General features: G+C 63.5%; 20 protein-coding genes. 7 read left to right on the top strand and 13 right to left on the bottom strand.

Going from position 1 to position 17,697, the window contains the following annotated elements; genetic code table 11:
• Nucleotides 1-5: 5 nt before the first annotated feature.
• From sbcB to ACMCNM_RS04650, 3 genes are all read right to left on the bottom strand, one after another.
• On the bottom strand, nucleotides 6-1,442 hold the full coding sequence (sbcB, locus tag ACMCNM_RS04660) for an exodeoxyribonuclease I (protein ID WP_412764013.1): 1,437 nt from the start codon (nucleotides 1,440-1,442) through the stop codon (nucleotides 6-8).
• A gap of 36 nt (nucleotides 1,443-1,478) precedes the next feature.
• A complete protein-coding gene (locus ACMCNM_RS04655; RefSeq protein WP_027594075.1) occupies nucleotides 1,479-1,847 on the bottom strand; it encodes a PilZ domain-containing protein in 369 nt (122 codons plus the stop codon).
• A 123-nt stretch (nucleotides 1,848-1,970) separates the two neighbouring features.
• On the bottom strand, nucleotides 1,971-2,357 hold the full coding sequence (locus ACMCNM_RS04650) for a tetratricopeptide repeat protein (protein WP_027594074.1): 387 nt from the start codon (nucleotides 2,355-2,357) through the stop codon (nucleotides 1,971-1,973).
• A 180-nt stretch (nucleotides 2,358-2,537) separates the two neighbouring features.
• On the opposite strand from ACMCNM_RS04650, the gene pyk reads away from it, so the two are divergent.
• The gene (gene pyk / locus ACMCNM_RS04645) at nucleotides 2,538-3,992 is read left to right on the top strand and encodes a pyruvate kinase (protein ID WP_412764012.1); all 1,455 of its coding nucleotides are present in this window, start codon (nucleotides 2,538-2,540) and stop codon (nucleotides 3,990-3,992) included.
• A gap of 141 nt (nucleotides 3,993-4,133) precedes the next feature.
• Here the strand turns inward: pyk and ACMCNM_RS04640 are convergent, their stop codons facing one another.
• Nucleotides 4,134-5,054, bottom strand: coding sequence for an iron-sulfur-binding ferredoxin reductase (locus ACMCNM_RS04640; protein ID WP_412764011.1), 921 nt, complete (start codon nucleotides 5,052-5,054; stop codon nucleotides 4,134-4,136).
• Between the two features lie 249 nt (nucleotides 5,055-5,303).
• On the opposite strand from ACMCNM_RS04640, the gene ACMCNM_RS04635 reads away from it, so the two are divergent.
• A complete protein-coding gene (locus ACMCNM_RS04635) occupies nucleotides 5,304-6,827 on the top strand; it encodes a fumarate hydratase (protein ID WP_027594070.1) in 1,524 nt (507 codons plus the stop codon).
• Between the two features lie 50 nt (nucleotides 6,828-6,877).
• Here the strand turns inward: ACMCNM_RS04635 and ACMCNM_RS04630 are convergent, their stop codons facing one another.
• Both ACMCNM_RS04630 and ACMCNM_RS04625 read right to left on the bottom strand, forming a co-directional pair.
• Nucleotides 6,878-7,750, bottom strand: coding sequence for a carbon-nitrogen hydrolase family protein (locus ACMCNM_RS04630; protein ID WP_412764010.1), 873 nt, complete (start codon nucleotides 7,748-7,750; stop codon nucleotides 6,878-6,880).
• Nucleotides 7,747-8,337 carry a GNAT family N-acetyltransferase gene (locus ACMCNM_RS04625; RefSeq protein WP_027594068.1) on the bottom strand — a complete coding sequence of 197 codons (591 nt, stop codon included), beginning with the start codon at nucleotides 8,335-8,337 and terminating at the stop codon, nucleotides 7,747-7,749. The genes ACMCNM_RS04630 and ACMCNM_RS04625 overlap by 4 nt, the downstream gene beginning before the upstream one ends.
• Before the next feature lie 115 nt (nucleotides 8,338-8,452).
• Between ACMCNM_RS04625 and ACMCNM_RS04620 the strand changes: the two genes are divergently transcribed.
• Nucleotides 8,453-8,851 carry a nuclear transport factor 2 family protein gene (locus ACMCNM_RS04620; RefSeq protein ID WP_027594067.1) on the top strand — a complete coding sequence of 133 codons (399 nt, stop codon included), beginning with the start codon at nucleotides 8,453-8,455 and terminating at the stop codon, nucleotides 8,849-8,851.
• Nucleotides 8,852-8,975: 124 nt separating this feature from the next.
• Here ACMCNM_RS04620 and ACMCNM_RS04615 read toward each other — a convergent pair whose 3' ends face one another.
• The 6 genes from ACMCNM_RS04615 to ACMCNM_RS04590 all read right to left on the bottom strand — a co-directional run bounded on the left by ACMCNM_RS04615 (nucleotide 8,976) and on the right by ACMCNM_RS04590 (nucleotide 13,706).
• Nucleotides 8,976-9,557, bottom strand: a complete 582-nt coding sequence (locus ACMCNM_RS04615; RefSeq protein WP_412764009.1) for a DJ-1/PfpI family protein — start codon at nucleotides 9,555-9,557, stop codon at nucleotides 8,976-8,978.
• Between the two features lie 48 nt (nucleotides 9,558-9,605).
• Complete coding sequence (locus tag ACMCNM_RS04610) at nucleotides 9,606-10,763, bottom strand: phospholipase D-like domain-containing protein (protein WP_027594065.1); 1,158 nt, start codon at nucleotides 10,761-10,763, stop codon at nucleotides 9,606-9,608.
• Between the two features lies 1 nt (nucleotide 10,764).
• Nucleotides 10,765-11,346: a YceI family protein gene (locus ACMCNM_RS04605; protein ID WP_412764008.1), complete on the bottom strand. Its 582-nt coding sequence runs from the start codon at nucleotides 11,344-11,346 to the stop codon at nucleotides 10,765-10,767.
• Nucleotides 11,347-11,389: 43 nt separating this feature from the next.
• On the bottom strand, nucleotides 11,390-11,698 hold the full coding sequence (locus tag ACMCNM_RS04600; protein ID WP_027594063.1) for a hypothetical protein: 309 nt from the start codon (nucleotides 11,696-11,698) through the stop codon (nucleotides 11,390-11,392).
• Nucleotides 11,695-12,747 carry a serine hydrolase domain-containing protein gene (locus ACMCNM_RS04595; RefSeq protein ID WP_412764007.1) on the bottom strand — a complete coding sequence of 351 codons (1,053 nt, stop codon included), beginning with the start codon at nucleotides 12,745-12,747 and terminating at the stop codon, nucleotides 11,695-11,697. Before ACMCNM_RS04595 ends, ACMCNM_RS04600 begins: the two co-directional genes overlap by 4 nt.
• A 71-nt stretch (nucleotides 12,748-12,818) precedes the next feature.
• A complete protein-coding gene (locus ACMCNM_RS04590; RefSeq protein ID WP_412764006.1) occupies nucleotides 12,819-13,706 on the bottom strand; it encodes an acyl-CoA dehydrogenase in 888 nt (295 codons plus the stop codon).
• Nucleotides 13,707-13,855: 149 nt separating this feature from the next.
• Between ACMCNM_RS04590 and olsB the strand changes: the two genes are divergently transcribed.
• Together olsB and ACMCNM_RS04580 are read left to right on the top strand one after the other, a co-directional pair.
• Nucleotides 13,856-14,611, top strand: coding sequence for an L-ornithine N(alpha)-acyltransferase (olsB, locus tag ACMCNM_RS04585; protein WP_027594060.1), 756 nt, complete (start codon nucleotides 13,856-13,858; stop codon nucleotides 14,609-14,611).
• Complete coding sequence (locus ACMCNM_RS04580; RefSeq protein ID WP_412764005.1) at nucleotides 14,611-15,399, top strand: lysophospholipid acyltransferase family protein; 789 nt, start codon at nucleotides 14,611-14,613, stop codon at nucleotides 15,397-15,399. Before olsB ends, ACMCNM_RS04580 begins: the two co-directional genes overlap by 1 nt.
• Before the next feature lie 162 nt (nucleotides 15,400-15,561).
• On the opposite strand, the gene ACMCNM_RS04575 is transcribed toward ACMCNM_RS04580, so the two are convergent.
• Complete coding sequence (locus ACMCNM_RS04575; RefSeq protein WP_186677676.1) at nucleotides 15,562-16,143, bottom strand: ACP phosphodiesterase; 582 nt, start codon at nucleotides 16,141-16,143, stop codon at nucleotides 15,562-15,564.
• 152 nt (nucleotides 16,144-16,295) lie between these two features.
• On the opposite strand from ACMCNM_RS04575, the gene ACMCNM_RS04570 reads away from it, so the two are divergent.
• The gene (locus ACMCNM_RS04570; protein WP_099430348.1) at nucleotides 16,296-16,598 is read left to right on the top strand and encodes an ArsR/SmtB family transcription factor; all 303 of its coding nucleotides are present in this window, start codon (nucleotides 16,296-16,298) and stop codon (nucleotides 16,596-16,598) included.
• Nucleotides 16,599-16,610: 12 nt separating this feature from the next.
• Nucleotides 16,611-17,660 (top strand): alkene reductase, encoded by a 1,050-nt coding sequence (locus tag ACMCNM_RS04565; protein ID WP_099430349.1) that lies wholly within the window; start codon nucleotides 16,611-16,613, stop codon nucleotides 17,658-17,660.
• Nucleotides 17,661-17,697 lie beyond the last annotated feature (37 nt).

Here is a 17,697-nt window from a genome sequence, read left to right as displayed (position 1 = left end):
TCCATTCACTGCGCAATTGCAAATTGTGCCTGCAGTTTTCGCGCGTGTTCCTGCCACGCGTCCAGAACCCGCCGGCCCGCCTCGTCAGCGCCTTCCCAGGCACGCTGCCGCGCCTGCTCGAAATCACCCAGGGTATTCGGCGCGCCCCACTGCGGGTCGCTCAGGCGTTGCTGACAGAAGCCGTACCAACGCTGACGCTCTTCACTGTTCAAGGTCTCAGGGAAGTTGCGAGCCCGATAACGGAACAACAGTTCAGGCATGCGCGGGTCATCGAACATCCAGTGCCCCTGGCCCAATTGCGCGGGTTCCAGCGTGCGAACTTGCTCACACAAACGCCGATCACGGTCGCCCAGAAAACCGTCATACAACTGTTGTTCAGGATCTTCACTCGGCGTGAATTCATCCTTGCCGTAGATGTGTTCCAGCTTGTCTTGCCAGTGTGCTTGTTGATTGGCCAGCTGTTCGCCACGCGATTGTAACAACGTCAAGTCGATGCCCAACCGTTGTTGATCGGCCGGGCGCAATACCGAGAGTGGCGCCAGCACTGGGCAACGATTGATCTGCACCAATTTAAGCGGAACGGGTAATTCGCCCTCGGCCAATTCTTCGTGGCGGGTATACAAGCGCTGACGAAGAACTTCAGGACTTTCCCGCAATAACGGTAGGGTTTCCTGATGCAGGTCGCAGACAATCAGGGCATTGCGATTGCGCGGGTGCCACGCCAGCGGCAGGACCACGCCCAGGTAATTACGGGCCGCCGAAAAACGCCCCGAAATATGTACCAGCGGCTGCAACAAACGGACCTGTTCCATCACTTTTTGTTTACTGCGTAGCTGAAACAGCCACTCATACAATTTCGGCTGTTTCTGCCGGATCAAGCGCGCCAGGGCAATCGTGGCCCGCACGTCGGAAAGTGCCTCGTGGGCGTGGCCATGGTCGATGCCATTGGCTTTGCTGAGCAGCTCCAGGCGCAGGCTGGTACGGCCATCCTGCTGCGGCCACTCGATGCCTTCAGGGCGCAAGGCATAGGCCGTGCGCACGATGTCGATCAGGTCCCAGCGGCTGTTGCCGCCCTGCCACTCACGGGCGTAAGGGTCGAAAAAGTTGCGGTAAAGGCTGTAGCGCGTCACTTCATCGTCAAAGCGCAGGGTGTTGTAGCCAGCGCCACAGGTGCCTGGGCGCGCAAGTTGCGCGTGCACCCGGGTCATGAATTCGGCTTCGCACAGCCCTTGGGTTTCCAGTTGTTGCGGGGTGATGCCGGTGACCAGGCAAGCAGCCGGGTGCGGCAGGATGTCGTCCGAGGGGCGGCAATAGAGGCTGATCGGTTCTTCGATTTCGTTGAGGTCGAAGTCGGTGCGCACACCGGCCACCTGCAGCGGCCGGTCGCAGCGCGGGTTGATGCCAGTGGTTTCGTAGTCGTGCCAGAAAATGCTGGAGCTCACGGGGTCGTCCTGTATCGAGGTCGACCCGATTCTAGCCTACTCGGCTCTAGCGGAAGCGTTGGCGGGGCGGAAACTGAAATAGTCGTGCAGAGAGCGAACGAACTCGTCGTACTCGCGGGGCGCCTGCAGCAACATGAAGCCGGAGTCGTAATGGCCGGGCGTCTGGTCTTCGCGGCACCACAGGCAACTGGCGGTGAGGTTGATGAACTGATACCCGCCACCGGCCAACGGCAAACGCAATTGCAGCTCGTAATCCGGCCCGACCAGCACCGGCAGTTGGCTGATGAGCATCAAACCGTCTACTGAGGCATTACCCAGCTGGCCGATCGGCTGATCGGTAAAACGGTTGAAGACCTTGAGAACGCAGGGCAACTGATGGCGTTCGATATGCCGCTTGTTGAAGATGATCACAAGTGCAGTCCGTACCCGGTGCCAGGAATGCGCGGTACTGGCGGTTGTTGTAACAACTGAGTTACAGATTAGCGCAGCGCGCGCGGTTAATCCCGTGAAATAAATCACACCTTGGTGTTAACGCCAAGGGGGGGTCTGCACCGGGTTGGCCACGGCAGCCTCGGCGCCACGGTAATGGCCAAGCTTCTCGAGGGTCTGCAGCCGGGCCTGGGCGCGGTAGGCGTATTCGTTGCCCGGGTAGGCCCGGATCATGTACTCGTAGGTCTGCGCAGCGTCCACGAACAGCTTCTGGCGTTCCAGGCACTGGCCACGCAGCAGCGACACCTCGGGGTGGACGAACGGTCGCGCGCGGCTGGTGCGGTCGACCTGCGAAAGCTCCAGCATCACCCGCTGGCAATCACCGCGGTCGTAGGCACGGTATGCATTGTTCAAGTGGTGGTCCATCGACCAGCGGGTGCAGCCGACGGCGCTGGCCGCCAAGGCTAAAACGATCAGGGCTCGCATGAGGGGTCTCCTTTGATGCCAGTGTATCGGCCTTTGCCCATAAATCTTCACACCCTTTTGCGAGGATGGCCTGACCGTTCAAACGCTACCCTGCCTTGGTCGCAGGTAGTGCAACGGAACAATGACTACAGCGAGATTCAGGAGTAGCCTTTCGCTGCGCTTCACTATAGGAGTCTGTGCATGACCATCCGCCGTACCAAAATCGTCGCCACCCTTGGCCCCGCCAGCAACTCGCCGGAAGTGATCGAACAACTGATCCTTGCCGGCCTGGACGTGGCACGTCTGAACTTCTCCCACGGCACGCCGGACGAGCACAAGGCGCGCGCTCGCCTGATCCGTGAAATCGCGGCCAAGAACGGCCGCCACGTCGCATTGCTGGGCGACCTGCAAGGTCCGAAGATCCGCATCGCCAAGTTCAGCAACAAGCGCATCGAACTGAAGATCGGTGACAAGTTCACCTTCTCCACCGCCCACCCGCTGACCGAAGGCAACCAGGACATCGTCGGTATCGACTATCCCGACCTGGTCAAGGACTGCGGCGTCGGTGACGAACTGCTGCTCGACGACGGCCGTGTGGTCATGCGCGTCGAGACCGCCACTGCTGATGCACTGCACTGCGTAGTGATCATCGGTGGCCCGCTGTCGGACCACAAAGGCATCAACCGCAAAGGTGGCGGCCTGACCGCACCGGCCCTGACCGAAAAAGACAAGGCCGACATCAAGCTGGCCGCGGAAATGGACCTGGACTACCTGGCCGTATCGTTCCCGCGTGACGCCAGCGACATGGAATATGCCCGCAAGCTGCGTGACGAGGCCGGCGGCAGCGCCTGGCTGGTGGCCAAGATCGAGCGTGCCGAAGCCGTTGCCGACGACGAAACCCTCGACAAGCTGATCGCCGCCTCCGACGCCGTCATGGTTGCCCGTGGCGACCTGGGTGTGGAAATTGGCGACGCCGAGCTGATCGGCATCCAGAAGAAGATCATCCAGCACGCCCGCCGCAACAACAAAGCGGTGATCGTAGCGACCCAGATGATGGAGTCGATGATCCAGAACCCGATGCCGACCCGCGCCGAAGTGTCCGACGTGGCCAACGCCGTGCTGGACAACACCGATGCGGTGATGCTGTCGGCCGAAAGTGCCGCCGGCGCTTACCCGATCGAAGCCGTCCAGGCCATGGCGCGCATCTGCCAGGGTGCCGAGAAGCACCCGACCAACCAGAAGTCCAGCCACCGCCTGCACACTACCTTCGAGCGTTGCGACGAAAGCATCGCCCTGGCGGCCATGTACACCGCCAACCACTTCCCGGGCGTCAAGGCGATCATCGCCCTCACCGAGAGTGGCTACACCCCACTGATCATGTCGCGCCTGCGTTCGCACGTGCCGATCTTCGCCCTGTCGCCGCACCGCGCTACCCAGGCTCGCGTCTCGATGTTCCGCGGTGTCTACCCGATTGCCTTCGACCCGGCTTCGCTGCCGGCCGACAAGGTGAGCCAGGCGGCGGTCGACGAACTGCTCAAGCGTGGTTTGGTGCAACAAGGTGACTGGGTGATCCTGACCAAGGGCGACAGCTACCACACCATCGGTGGCACCAACGGCATGAAGATCCTGCATGTCGGTGATCCGCTGGTCGGCTGATAGCCTTCAAGGGGGGCCGCTCTGCGGCCCTTTCGCGGGACAAGCCCGCTCCCACAGCTACCCCACTGTACTCAAGGGCAGCAGGGGCTCTGTGGGAGCGGGCTTGCCCCGCGAAGAGGCCAGCATGAACACCTCAGAAATTCAGGCATGCTCGACAAACACATCGGCAAACACCTGATTCCTCGGCACCCCGGCAATAAACAGCCGCCGCGCAAACCGCTCCACACTCCCCGTCGAGCCACACAGCAGCGCGACTGTCTGCCGCGATGACGGCCGCAACCCCGCCAACGCTTCATCCAGCTGATCCGCCAGCACCAGCTCGACACTCCCCCCTTCAATATTCTGCAACGCCTCAGCCAGGTAATGCCCGGCGTGGTCACGCGCCACGTGCATCACCCTGATCTCACCCCGATGCCCGTGCCGTAACGCCTCGCGCAAGATGCCCCACAAAGGCGCCAGCCCGGTGCCCGCCGCCAGCAACCAGAGCGGTCGCCCCTGCCAGTCCGGGTCGTAATGCAACGCCCCGCCCCTCAGTTCACCGAGGCGCAAGCTGTCGCCAACCTGTAGCCCCCGGGCCTTGTCGCAGAAGTCGCCTGAGCGCTGGCAATCGATATGAAATTCAAGAAACTCGTCTTCACCCGGCAGGCTTGCCAGGGAATAGGGCCGCGCGACCGCACCGTTCCACAGCACCAGATGCTGGCCGGCCTGGTAGCGCAGTGCGCGCTCGGGCCGCAGGCGCAAGCGCAACACATCGCCAAACCAGTCCAGTGCACACACCGTCGCGGGCATGCCTTCGAGCAGCGGGTCGAACACCGCTACGCGCAGGTCATCCACCACCCGGCACTGGCACGCCAGGCGCCAGCCCTGTGCGTGCTTGTCCAGCGCCAAGGCCTCGGGCAAGGCATCCGCCGGTTGCCCGTCCAGGCAATGCACCAGGCAGGCGTGGCAACTGCCTGCGCGGCAGCTGTAGGGCACATTCAAGCCCGCCGCGTTCAAGGCATCGAGCAGGTTGCTGCCGGTGGGCACCGTCCAGCGGCGCTCGCCCACACAGAGTTCAGGCATGGTCATCATTCTCCGGGTACACATCGTCACTCTAAGGCAAGCCGCTATTGGCAGCAAAAAGGATGCCCGCCACCCTGCCGACCATGGTCCAGACCACACGCAGGTGTTTCGCACGGTGAGGCGCGCTATACTGCCGCGCCTTTTTACGTCGGCCTGACCTGCCGACGCCTTGCCAGGCGTTTCGACACACAGGTGTGCAGTGTCGAAGGGCCTTTACGAATGTTCCCGTCTTTAAGAGGAGCGCGCTGCATGACCGTGATCAAGCAAGACGACCTGATTCAGAGCGTCGCCGACGCCCTGCAATTCATCTCGTACTACCACCCCGTCGATTTCATCCAGGCGATGCACGAGGCCTACCTGCGTGAAGAGTCGCCTGCCGCGCGCGACTCCATCGCCCAGATCCTGATCAACTCGCGCATGTGCGCCACCGGCCACCGCCCGATCTGCCAGGACACCGGTATCGTCACCGTGTTCGTGCGCGTCGGTATGGACGTGCGCTGGGACGGCGCCACCCTGAGCGTCGACGACATGATCAACGAAGGTGTGCGTCGCGCCTACAACCTGCCTGAGAACGTCCTGCGCGCCTCGATCCTGGCCGACCCGGCCGGTGCCCGCAAGAACACCAAGGACAACACCCCGGCTGTCATCCACTACTCGATCGTCCCTGGCGACAAGGTCGAAGTCGATGTCGCAGCCAAAGGCGGCGGCTCGGAAAACAAGTCGAAGATGGCCATGCTCAACCCGTCCGACTCGATCGTCGACTGGGTGCTGAAGACCGTTCCGACCATGGGCGCTGGCTGGTGCCCACCTGGCATGCTCGGCATCGGCATCGGCGGTACCGCCGAAAAAGCCGCGGTCATGGCCAAGGAAGTGTTGATGGAGTCCATCGACATCCATGAGCTGAAAGCCCGTGGCCCGCAAAACCGCATCGAAGAGATCCGCCTGGAGCTGTTCGAGAAGGTCAACCAGCTGGGCATCGGTGCCCAGGGCCTGGGCGGCCTGACCACTGTGCTCGACGTCAAGATCATGGACTACCCGACCCACGCGGCCTCGCTGCCGGTGTGCATGATCCCGAACTGCGCCGCCACCCGTCACGCGCACTTCGTGCTCGATGGCTCCGGCCCAGCCGAGCTGGAAGCGCCGTCGCTGGACGCCTACCCAGAAATCGTCTGGGAAGCCGGCCCAAGCGCCCGCCGCGTCAACCTCGACGACATCACCCCGGAAGAAGTCGCCAGCTGGAAGCCAGGCGAGACCATCCTGCTCAACGGCAAGATGCTCACCGGCCGCGACGCTGCGCACAAGCGCATGGTCGAGATGCTCAACCGTGGCGAAGAACTGCCAGTGGACCTCAAAGGCCGCTTCATCTACTACGTCGGCCCAGTCGACCCGGTCGGTGACGAAGTGGTTGGCCCAGCCGGCCCGACCACCGCTACCCGCATGGACAAGTTCACCCGCCAGATCCTCGAGCAAACTGGCCTGCTGGGCATGATCGGCAAGTCCGAGCGTGGCCCGACTGCCATCGAAGCGATCAAGGACAACAAGGCCGTGTACCTGATGGCCGTCGGCGGCGCCGCTTACCTGGTAGCCCAGGCGATCCGCAAGTCGAAGGTCCTGGCCTTCGCCGAGCTGGGCATGGAAGCGATCTACGAGTTCGACGTGAAAGACATGCCAGTCACCGTCGCGGTGGACAGCAACGGTGAATCGGTGCACATCACCGGCCCTGCGCTGTGGCAGAGCAAGATTGCCGAAAGCCTGGCTGTTGAAGTGAAGTAATTCACCTCTGGCCTGATCGAAAACGCCCGGCATCCGCCGGGCATTTTCATTTACAGCATCCGCCCGAACTGCTCTGGCCAGTCGCGCCGGGTAAACACCTGCCCCTCCTGCCTCACCCGCCGTACGGCCTCAAGGTCTACCTCACACATCAGCCACTGGCTGCCGACCGGGTGGAGCTGATCACTCAGCGCCACCACGCCATCCGCGGGCATCCCATGGTCCGGCGGTACGAACAACCCCGCACGCCCAATGTTCTCATCCAGCGCTGGTGACCACGGCGCCAGCCCTACCGTCGGGCTCTGCAGCACGGCAATCTGGTTTTCCAGCGCCCTTGCCTGGGCGCCGATACGCACCCGGTTGTAACCGGCTTCGGTGTCGGTGCAACTGGGGGCCAGAATCAGGTCGGCACCCGCTTCGGCCAAGTGCCGGGCCAGCATCGGAAACTCGTTGTCGTAGCAGATCAGAATGCCCAGCTTGCCAAACTTGGTCTCGAATACCTTCAGCCCCTCGCCCGGCGCGATGTCCCATTGCTCGCGCTCGAAGCGGGTCATGATCAGTTTGTCCTGATAACCCAGCACACCGTCGGGGCCAAACAGCCAGGCGCGGTTGCGATAGCGGCCATCGCTGTCCTGCACTGGCAGGCTGCCGGGTTGCAGATAGATACCCCAGCGCCGGGCAATGCGCTCGCACAAGGCCTTCCAGGGTTCGATCAACGGCTGGATACCGGCGATGGAACCCTTCAGGTCACCCCGCTGCTCCTCGCGTAGCAGCCCGCTGAGCACCAGGCCCGCGTACTCCGGCAACAGCAGCAACTGGGCGCCATCTTGCACAGCTTCGGCGCACAAGCGCTGCAGGTGGTCGACGTAAGCATCCCAGGTCTTGTGCAGTTCGATGGCGTACTGGCAGGCCGCCAGACGGATCATATCGGCAGTTCCTTGAGCCAGAACGACATGATCTTTTCAGATGTTTCCTGCTCATCCAGGTCGCGCCAGCCATAGGTGGTGCGCAAAGAGGGGTCGTGCAAAAAGCCTCGATTGCGCCAAAACCCTTGCAAGGGTTTGTAATCGGCCGGCCGCCGGGGGTGCACGCCTGGGCGCTCGACAGCACAGAAGGCGCAATAGTCGAACTCGGCGAGCTTGTGGGCATAGGACTCGCGTTCGATAAAGAAGCGCACGCCCAGGCCTTGGCCCCGGTACTCCGGCAACACGACCGATTCACCGAAGTAGTACACGCTGGCAGGGTCACGCCCTTGGGCCAGGAACGGTTGCTGGAACTCGGCGGCAACGTCCACCAGGGGCAGGCCGGTGGCGGCACCCACCACCCTGCCGGCGTCCAGCGCCAGCACCACCAGGCTGCGCCCAGAGCGGGCGTAGGTAGAGAGGTAGTCGGCCTCATACTCCGGCGTGCCGTCGTAAAGGTAAGGGAACTCGCGGAACACGGTCAGGCGCAGGCGAGCGAGGTCATCGATGTAAGGCGCGATAGCGGCGCCGTGCAACAGGCGTATTTCCATGCTTGGCGGTCGTTTTGTCGATGTGGATGACGCGCTCGGCTAAGCCGGGCTTGAGGGGAAACCCTATCATCCGAACCCACGCTCCGCCTTTTCCCTACACGACAGGTATTGTTCCATGACCGCTACCGAACTGGTAAATGCATACTACGCAGCCTTCAATGCCGGTGACATGCCAGGCTTTCTCGCCCTGCTCAGCGAGGACGTGATCCACGACATCAACCAGGGCGAGCGGCAGATGGGCAAGGCCAGGTTTGCCGCGTTCATGGACAAGATGAACCGCTGCTACCGCGAGCGCCTGGCCGATATCGTGGTGATGCAGAATGCCGACGGCAGCCGGGCGGCGGCGGAGTTCACAGTGCATGGCGAATACCTCGCCGATGATGAAGGGCTACCTGCGGCCAATGGGCAGACGTATGTGCTGTCAGCGGGGGCGTTCTTCTATATTCACTGCGGCAAGATTGCCCGGGTGACCAACTACTACAACCTCAATGACTGGGTTGAGCAGGTCGGTTAAGGCTGTTCGCACTGTGCTCCCTGTACTGGCCCTTTCGCGGGCAAGCCCGCTCCCACAGGTGCTCCACTGAACTGAAGAACAGCAGCTACCCTGTGGGGGCGGGCTTGCCCGCGAATGGGCCGGCTCAGAGAATACGCGTCCCCAACACCTTCAAAAATGCCGCCAGCCAGGCCGGGTGCGCAGGCCACGCCGGCGCAGTAACCAGGTTGCCATCCACGTGCGCCTGGTCCACCGCGATATCGATGAACGTGCCGCCCGCCAAGCGCACCTCCGGTGCACACGCCGGGTAGGCACTGCACTCGCGCCCTTCCAACACGCCAGCCGCTGCCAGCAACTGAGCCCCATGGCACACTGCGGCAATCGGCTTGCCCGCCTCGTTGAACGCCCTGACCAAGTCCAGCACTTTGTCATCCAAGCGCAGGTATTCAGGGGCACGGCCGCCGGGGATCAGCAGGGCGTCATAGCTTTCGGCACGCACGCGCACAAAGTCGTAGTTCAGGGCAAAGTTATGCCCCGGCTTTTCGCTGTAAGTCTGCTCACCCTCAAAGTCATGGATGGCAGTGCGCACGGTCTGGCCCGCGAGCTTCTCGGGGCACACGGCGTGCACCGTATGGCCCACCATGCACAGGGCCTGGAACGGCACCATCGCCTCGTAATCTTCGACGTAATCGCCCACCAGCATGAGAATCTTCTTCGCCGTCATCACATCCACTCCTTCCATTGCCTGTGAACAGTCACTGCACGATAGTCGCTCTTAGTCACGGCGGTCGAGTACGTTGACCACCAGCCGGTCCAGCCACCCCCACACCCGCTGTTTCACCCGCCGCCACAGTGGCCGGGCATGCCAGTGAGCGAGGTCGACTTCTTCGCTCAAGGCGAAATCACGCTCGAAACTGGCCACCACGGCAGCGGTCAGCGGCGGGTCGAGGGCCTCGATGTTGGCCTCGAGGTTGAAGCGCAGGTTCCAGTGGTCAAAGTTGCACGAGCCGACGCTGACCCAGTCATCCACCACGGCCATTTTCAGGTGCAGGAAACACGGCTGGTACTCGAATATCTTCACCCCGGCGCGCAACAGACGTGGGTAATAGCGATGCCCCGCATAGCGCACCGACGGGTGGTCGGTACGCGGCCCGGTCAGCAACAAGCGCACGTCCAGGCCCTTGCTGGCTGCGCGGCGCAACGAGCGGCGCACGCTCCAGGTCGGCAGAAAATACGGCGTGGCCAGCCATACCCGCTGCTTGCCGCTGTTCAGCGCACGCACCAACGCATGCAGGATGTCCTGATGCTGACGGGCGTCGGCATAGGCTACCCGGCCCATGCCCTGCCCTTGTGCCGGCACCTTGGGCAGGCGTGGCAGGCCAAAGCCTTCAGCCGGCCGCCAGGCGGTGCGGCGGTTGTTGGCGTGCCATTGGCGGTCGAACAGCAGTTGCCAGTCGGTGACCACAGGGCCTTCTATTTGCACCATCACCTCATGCCATTCGCTGGTAGCGGTGCCCGGCGTCCAGAATTCATCGGTGACACCCGTGCCGCCCACCGCCGCCCAGCGCTCGTCCACCAGCAGCAGCTTGCGGTGATCGCGGTAGAGGTTACGCAGGCCACGCTTCCAGCGCAGGCGGTTGTACCAGCGCAGGTACACGCCGGCCTCAAGCAGCCGTTGGCGCAAGGCGCTGTTGAAGGCCAGCGAACCATAGTCATCGAACAGGCAGCGCACCCGCACACCGCGCCGGGCAGCGTGTGCCAGCGCGTCGACCACCGCATCGGCGCACGCGCCCGCTTCGACCAGATACAGTTCGAGGTCGACCTGGAACTCGGCACGCGTGATCGCCTGGAGCATGCGTGGAAAGAACTCGGGGCCGTCGATCAGCAGTTCGAACTGGTTGCCATCCCGCCAGGGGAAGACCGGCCCCGGCATGTCAGCGGGCGGTAAAGATCAGCACCGCATTAACCGGTACCGATGGGTTGATGGACTTGAGCCCAGCGAACTTGCGCAAGCTCTCCAGCCCCGTCACCAGGCCAAAATCCTCGGCGCGCAGTACCAAGGGCTCCAGGGTCACCACCTGGAAGCGCCGCTCGTCCAGGCGTGTGGCCAGCAGCAAGGCGTTGTAGCTGTGGGACTGGCCATGCAGCGTCACTGTCAGTGGTAGGCGCAGTTCGATCTGCGCACCGTTGGCCAGGTCGTTGATCGGCCGCAGGTCCAGCTGTGCCTTCACCGTGGCCTCGGCGAACCGCTCGACCTCGAACAGGCCGTCGCGCATGCGCTCGTCGCGCAGCGGGATGCCACTGCTGACCGAATCCATTTCGATACGCAGGCCAGCCGCACCCTTGCGGTCCACCGTGCCATGCAGCACCAGAAAGCGATGAACTTCCGCCGTATCACCGTTTTTGCCGGTAATGAACGACAGGCGTGATGACTCGCCATCGAGGTGCCAGTTGGCATGGGCGGGAAGGCATAGGGCCAGCAATAATGCGGGCAGGAGACGGGGCAACTTGAACATGACAGATCTCGTGAAACAAGACCGCAACCTTACCCGCCCGCCATCATGGCAGCAAGCGGCAGCCCTCGCGCACGCCCTGCCATGCAGCCTGGTTACGCCGGCCCAGGCCTTCAGCGGTAACGCGCCGTTGCTCGCTGCTTTCTTCAAGCAGGCTCAGCGGCAGCCACTGTTTCACGTAGGCGCGGCAGTAGGCCGGGTCGAACCCCATGACGAAGCGGCACGAGCAATACTCCTTGGCCGAATAGGCCGAAAGAATGCCCGGGAAATCCGCCAGCGCCTGGCGCGCCTGCCACGCACTCCAGCCCAGCGACACGGCAAGCAGCGCCACAAGCACCCGCAGTGCACGCCTCATGCGCCCTCCCCGGCCAGCGCCGCCAACACACGCTTGAGCAGTTGGTCATGCTGGTAGGTGCCGTCGCGGTCATCGGCATAGCGGACAATCACCAGTTTTTGCCCAGGCAACACGTACAGCGCCTGGCCCCAATGGCCCAGCGCGGCGTAGGTGTCCGCGGGGGCATCCGGCCAGGCCTGCGCATCGTTGAGCCACCAGTGGCCACCCGGGTTGGCTTCACCCGGCACTGGCTCGGCCTGTGCAAAGGGTGTGCGATTGAAGGCCACCCAGGTTTCAGGCAGCAGCTGCCGATCACCCCAGCGCCCCTCGCGCTGCATCAGCAGGCCAATGCGCGCCAGGTCGCGGGCAGTGAGGTACAGGTACGAAGAGCCGACATAGGTATCGGCAGCATCGCGCTCCCACACCGCGCTGTGGATGCCCAGCGGCGTGAACAGCGCCTGCCAGGGGTAGTCGGGGTACTGCCCGGCATCGAGCATGCCGCGTAATGCTGCAGCCAGCAGGTTGCTGTCACCGCTGGAATACAAAAAATGCTGCCCTGGTGTGCGGGCCGCTGGCCGCGCCGCTGTGTAGGCCGCCATGTCCCCACGGCCGCGGGTGTAGAGCATGGCCACCACGGAGGAGTTTAACGGGGCGTACTCGTAGTCTTCCTGCCAGTCCAGGCCGCTGGCCCAGTGCAGCAGGTCGGCCAGGCGCACGTCCGGGTGGGCTTGCATGGGTGGATAGAAGCGGGCGACCGGGTCCTGCAGTTGGAAGCGGCCTTCGCCTTGGGCAACACCCAACACCGTGGCCAGCACGCTCTTGCTCACGGACCAAGTGAGGTGCGCGGTATGGGCGTTTGTGGGGTGGGTGTAGCGTTCATAGAGAATGCGGCCGTCGCGGATGATCAGCAGGGCATTGGTGTGGATGCTGCGGTCAGCGGGGAAGGCGTAGGCGTCGACGGCTTGCCAGTCGAGGGGGGCAGGGTCGGTTTGCCAGTCGGGGGCTGGCCAGTGTTCGGCGCGGGCCGGGGACATGACAAGCCACAGCAGGGCCAGCAGGACCTTTTCCATCTTGAGCTCACACAGTAGGGGGCTGCGTTGCAACCCCAACATTCAAATGTTCACCCGAGTCTGCCGGCGTTTCATGACAATCCTGCAGCCGCCCAGGCCTTGGCCAGGCGCTTCTCCCGCGCGGCCGCAGCCAGCGCCATCACCCCTTGATCACGCTGCCACAATTGCGCCCACTGCTTGGGCCCAGCCAGCAACGCCTCATCAATATCAGCGCGCAGCGCCTGAAACTGCGCAAACAACCCCGCCAGCAACAAATGGCAACCCACACTGTCCGCACACTGACGGCTGCCTTCTGCACACCCGGCCAACACGCTCAGCAGGCGCAAGCGCAACGCCTGCGGCCACGCACACTCCTGGCCGACGCCATACAGCCAGGCCGTCATACCGGCAAGGACGTACAGGTCTTCGAGCGAACGAAACGGTTTGACGTAGGCATCCCAACCATCTCCGGCCAGCAATTCGCACGCCGCCTGCTCCAGGTGCAACCGGCCATGGCCGACTTCGGGCATCAGCGGCAAGGTCGGCAACGCCTCCAACGTCACCCCCGGTTCGCCCGGGTACACCACCGCCAGGTTCAAGCGTGGTGCCTCGCCTGCCGCTTCACTGCGCGCCGCCACCAGCAACCATTCCGCCTCAAGCCCGGCGGTGACGAAATCCTTGCTGCCGGTCAGGCGCAACCCGTCGATACGCATGCGCATGTCCGCCGGCCGCACGCTGCGCCGCTCGGTGGCGCACAGGGCGCCGAGGCTGGCCGGCGCGCTGGGCCAGAGCACGCGCAAGGCGGCCTGGTAACCGACGAGAAAGGCCAGGCCCGGCGTGGCCATCGCGCGCCCGCCGAGCACCGCCAGTTCGAACGGGGCGACCTGGCCAAGGCGCTCAAGCAGCGCGGCGTAGGTTTCGCCCAGGGTGCCGGCCACAGGTTGGCGCAGCGGGTCGTTGAGTCGTTGTAGCCAGGCCATCGGACGCAGCTCCTTGCGGGGGTTGAGGGTGGGTGTCACGCAAGCATCACCAAAGATTCACAGGGGTGACACCCCATCTACCTAGGCTGACTTTGCACAACAAAGCCGACCGGCCGCAACCCTTCATGGCTGGCTTATGGAGACTCGTAATGACTCGGATCGCTCACACCGGCGACAACAGCACTGAACGCCGTCTGCAAGCCGAACGCCTGGTCGGCGCCACGGCCCTGCAGGAAGCCCAGGCCTTGCGCTACAAAGTGTTCAGCGCAGAATTCAAGGCCAAGCTCAAGGGTGCCGAACACGGTCTGGACATGGATGACTATGACCCGCACTGCCGCCACATCGGCGTGCGCGACCTGAGCACCGGCGAACTGGTCGCCACCACCCGGCTGCTCGACCACCAGGCTGCCAGCAGCCTTGGCCGTTTCTACAGCGAAGAAGAGTTCAGCCTGCACGGCCTGTTGCAGTTGCAAGGGCCGATTCTTGAACTGGGCCGCACCTGCGTGGCCGCCGAATACCGCAACGGCGGCACCATCGCCGTGCTCTGGGGCGAGTTGGCCGAAGTGCTCAACGAAGGGCGCTACAGCTACCTGATGGGGTGCGCCAGCATCCCCATGCAGGACGGTGGCGTGCAGGCCCATGCGGTCATGCAGCGCCTGCGCGAACGCTACCTGTGCAACGAGCACCTGCGCGCCGAGCCTAAAAACCCGCTGCCGAAGCTGGCCCTGCCAAACAATGTCATCGCCGAAATGCCACCGCTGCTCAAGGCCTACATGCGCCTGGGTGCGAAGATTTGCGGCGAACCCTGCTGGGATGAGGACTTCCAGGTCGCCGACGTGTTCATCCTGCTCAAGCGCGACGACCTCTGCCCACGTTACGCCCGCCACTTCAAGGCGGCGGTCTGATGCCGAAGCTGCGGGTACTCGCCCGCCTCTCACGGCTTATGCTGGTGCTGCTGCTCGGCCTGCTGATGGCCAGCGTGATCGCCCTTGGCGAACGCGTAGGCTTGACGGCTTCGATCGAGCGCCGGCAACGCTGGAGCTGCTGGTTCATGAAACGCCTGGTCGCAGCCTTGCCCTTCGAGGTCAGGGTGTTAGGCGAACTGCCCAAACAGCCGATGCTGTGGGTCAGCAACCACGTCTCCTGGGCCGACATCCCGCTGCTCGGCATGCTGCTTCCGCTGTCGTTCCTGTCCAAAGCCGAGGTGCGCCACTGGCCTGTGGCCGGGTGGCTGGCAGAGAAGGCCGGCACGCTGTTCATCCGCCGCGGCGGTGGCGACAGCCAACGGCTGCGGGAGCAAATCAGTGCGCAACTGAGCGACGCCCGGCCGCTGTTGATCTTCCCCGAAGGCACCACCACCGATGGGCGCCACGTGCGCACGTTCCACGGTCGTTTGCTGGCAGGTGCCATCGACCAGGCGGTGCCGGTGCAGCCGGTGGCCATCCAGTATTTGCGCAATGGCGAGGCTGACCCGATTGCGCCGTTCATTGGCGATGATGATTTGCTGTCGCACCTGATGCGGCTGTTTGCCCAGCCGCGTGGCGAGGTGTGCATTCATCTGCTGCAGCCGATTGCCAGTGTTGGCAAGGAGCGTGCGGTGCTGGCATTGCAGGCGCAACAGGCCATTCATGGGGCGCTGTTTGGGGTTGAAGAGGCAACAGTGGTGCCACGGCGGCAGGCTCGCGCTGCCTGAGCTTTGGTTCTGCCTGCTCTGGCCTCTTCGCGGGCAAGTCGGACCGCCGCACCGCCGCTCCCACAGGTACTGCACAGTGCTCAAAATCTGTGCGGTACCTGTGGGAGCGGCGGTGCGGCGGTCCGACTTGCCCGCGAAGAGGCCAGAGCAGGCAGCAGAAGATTAACCAGACACCCGCCCCGCCGCCGCAAACGCCTGCAACTGCGGATAAAACTCGCGAAAGTCCGCCATCAACGGCTCATACAACCGCTCCAACTCAGGCATCACGCCAGCCATCCCCTCCGGCCGCGACAACCGCCGCGCAATGCCGTTGAACACCTGCTCCAGGGTCGCAAAATCGCCATACGCCCCCAGCCAGTCATCGGCCGCCATGAACGGTGCAATGCGCGCCAGGCGCCCGGGCAACTCAGGCTCCGCCAGCAGCACCCGATAGAAATCACCGGTGAACTGCGCCAACGGCTGCTGGGCATAGTCGGCCCAATGCCGCGCCAGGCAATGATCGAAAAACACATCCAGGACAATGCCGGCAAACCGCCGCCGCTGCACAGGGAACCGTGCCAGCGCGGCCAGCACCAGCGGGTGACGGTCGGTGTAGCTGTCGATATGCCGATGCAGGCGGATAGCGGCTTCCAGCGCCGGAGGAAAGCGCCCTTCCAGCGAGCCCTTGACGAAATCGCCATACAGGCTGCCGAGCAATTGCTGCGGCGCGGGGCCGCCGAGGTGCAAGTGTGCGAGGTAGTTCATGGCGTCAGTCTAGCACCGCCAACGCCTATATCGTTATAACGCGATATAGCGATTGGTGCTCAGCTCAGAACCTCTTCATATTTGTATATCGCGAAATACCGATTTACATTCCCCCTATCGCAATCGAACGCTTCACCATGAGCCACACCCCAATGCCCCTCGATCTAGACGACATAATAAAAGCCCTGGCCCACCCGGTCCGGCGAGAAATCCTCGACTGGCTGAAGGACCCGGCAACGCAGTTTCCTGACCAGCACCACAGCACCGAACACGGTGTCTGTGCCGGGCAGATCGACCAACGCTGCGGCCTGTCGCAGTCGACCGTTTCTGCTCACCTGGCCATCTTGCAGCGCGCCGGCCTGATCAGCAGCCAGAAGATCGGCCAATGGCACTTCTTCAAACGCAATGAGGAGACCATTCAGGCCTTCCTCGAACAGTTGAGCCAAGCGCTCTGAAAAGGAAACCGCATGACTACGCTCTTCGACCCTATCACGCTGGGCGACCTGCAACTGCCCAACCGCATCATCATGGCCCCGCTGACCCGCTGCCGCGCCGATGAAGGCCGGGTGCCCAACGCACTGATGGCCGAGTACTACGTGCAACGCGCCAGCGCCGGGCTGATCCTCAGCGAGGCGACGTCGGTCACGGCGATGGGGGTCGGCTACCCAGACACCCCAGGCATCTGGAACGACGAACAGGTGCGTGGCTGGAACAATGTCACCAAGGCCGTGCATGGCGCTGGCGGGCGCATCTTCCTGCAACTGTGGCATGTGGGCCGCATTTCCCACCCCAGCTACCTGAACGGCGAACTGCCGGTGGCCCCCAGCGCGATCCAGCCCAAGGGCCACGTCAGCCTGGTGCGCCCGCTCAGCGACTACCCGACCCCGCGGGCGCTGGAAACCGAAGAGATCGTCGACATCGTCGAGGCCTACCGCAGCGGCGCTGAAAACGCCAAGGCCGCAGGTTTCGATGGTGTGGAGATCCACGGTGCCAATGGCTACCTGCTCGACCAGTTCCTGCAAAGCAGCACCAACCAGCGCACCGACCGTTACGGTGGCTCGCTGGAAAACCGCGCACGCTTGCTGCTGGAAGTCACTGACGCCGCCATTGAAGTGTGGGGGGCCAACCGCGTAGGCGTGCATCTGGCGCCGCGTGCCGATTCACACGACATGGGCGACGCTGACCGTGCCGAAACCTTCACCTACGTGGCACGCGAACTGGGCAAGCGCGGCATCGCCTTCATCTGCTCACGGGAGAAGGAAGCCGACGACAGCATCGGCACGCTGATCAAAGAGGCCTTTGGTGGCCCGTACATCGTCAACGAGCGCTTCACCAAGGCCACTGCCAATGCCGCGCTGGCCACTGGCAAGGCGGATGCCGTGGCGTTCGGTGTGCCGTTCATTGCCAACCCGGACCTGCCAGCGCGCCTGGCGGCGGATGCGCCCTTGAACCAGGCACACCCGGAAACCTTCTATAGCAAGGGGCCGGTGGGGTATATCGACTACCCACGGATGTGATCGGGTAGGCGCAGCCTTGTGCTGCGAAGAGGCCGGC

The organism is Pseudomonas sp. NGC7, from assembly GCF_047159675.1.
In the GTDB taxonomy this organism is placed as follows: Bacteria; Pseudomonadota; Gammaproteobacteria; order Pseudomonadales; family Pseudomonadaceae; genus Aquipseudomonas; species Aquipseudomonas kermanshahensis.
This window is presented reverse-complemented; position numbering and strand designations above follow the sequence as displayed.

Coding starts and splice junctions, on each gene's coding strand:
- ACMCNM_RS04650 (WP_027594074.1), bottom strand. CDS start 2,357: ATGCGAGCCCTGATCGTTTTAGCCTTGGCGGCCAGCGCCGTCGGCTGC.
- pyk (WP_412764012.1), top strand. CDS start 2,538: ATGACCATCCGCCGTACCAAAATCGTCGCCACCCTTGGCCCCGCCAGC.
- ACMCNM_RS04640 (WP_412764011.1), bottom strand. CDS start 5,054: ATGCCTGAACTCTGTGTGGGCGAGCGCCGCTGGACGGTGCCCACCGGC.
- ACMCNM_RS04635 (WP_027594070.1), top strand. CDS start 5,304: ATGACCGTGATCAAGCAAGACGACCTGATTCAGAGCGTCGCCGACGCC.
- ACMCNM_RS04630 (WP_412764010.1), bottom strand. CDS start 7,750: ATGATCCGTCTGGCGGCCTGCCAGTACGCCATCGAACTGCACAAGACC.
- ACMCNM_RS04625 (WP_027594068.1), bottom strand. CDS start 8,337: ATGGAAATACGCCTGTTGCACGGCGCCGCTATCGCGCCTTACATCGAT.
- ACMCNM_RS04620 (WP_027594067.1), top strand. CDS start 8,453: ATGACCGCTACCGAACTGGTAAATGCATACTACGCAGCCTTCAATGCC.
- ACMCNM_RS04610 (WP_027594065.1), bottom strand. CDS start 10,763: ATGCCGGGGCCGGTCTTCCCCTGGCGGGATGGCAACCAGTTCGAACTG.
- ACMCNM_RS04605 (WP_412764008.1), bottom strand. CDS start 11,346: ATGTTCAAGTTGCCCCGTCTCCTGCCCGCATTATTGCTGGCCCTATGC.
- ACMCNM_RS04600 (WP_027594063.1), bottom strand. CDS start 11,698: ATGAGGCGTGCACTGCGGGTGCTTGTGGCGCTGCTTGCCGTGTCGCTG.
- ACMCNM_RS04595 (WP_412764007.1), bottom strand. CDS start 12,747: ATGGAAAAGGTCCTGCTGGCCCTGCTGTGGCTTGTCATGTCCCCGGCC.
- ACMCNM_RS04590 (WP_412764006.1), bottom strand. CDS start 13,706: ATGGCCTGGCTACAACGACTCAACGACCCGCTGCGCCAACCTGTGGCC.
- olsB (WP_027594060.1), top strand. CDS start 13,856: ATGACTCGGATCGCTCACACCGGCGACAACAGCACTGAACGCCGTCTG.
- ACMCNM_RS04580 (WP_412764005.1), top strand. CDS start 14,611: ATGCCGAAGCTGCGGGTACTCGCCCGCCTCTCACGGCTTATGCTGGTG.
- ACMCNM_RS04575 (WP_186677676.1), bottom strand. CDS start 16,143: ATGAACTACCTCGCACACTTGCACCTCGGCGGCCCCGCGCCGCAGCAA.
- ACMCNM_RS04570 (WP_099430348.1), top strand. CDS start 16,296: ATGCCCCTCGATCTAGACGACATAATAAAAGCCCTGGCCCACCCGGTC.
- ACMCNM_RS04565 (WP_099430349.1), top strand. CDS start 16,611: ATGACTACGCTCTTCGACCCTATCACGCTGGGCGACCTGCAACTGCCC.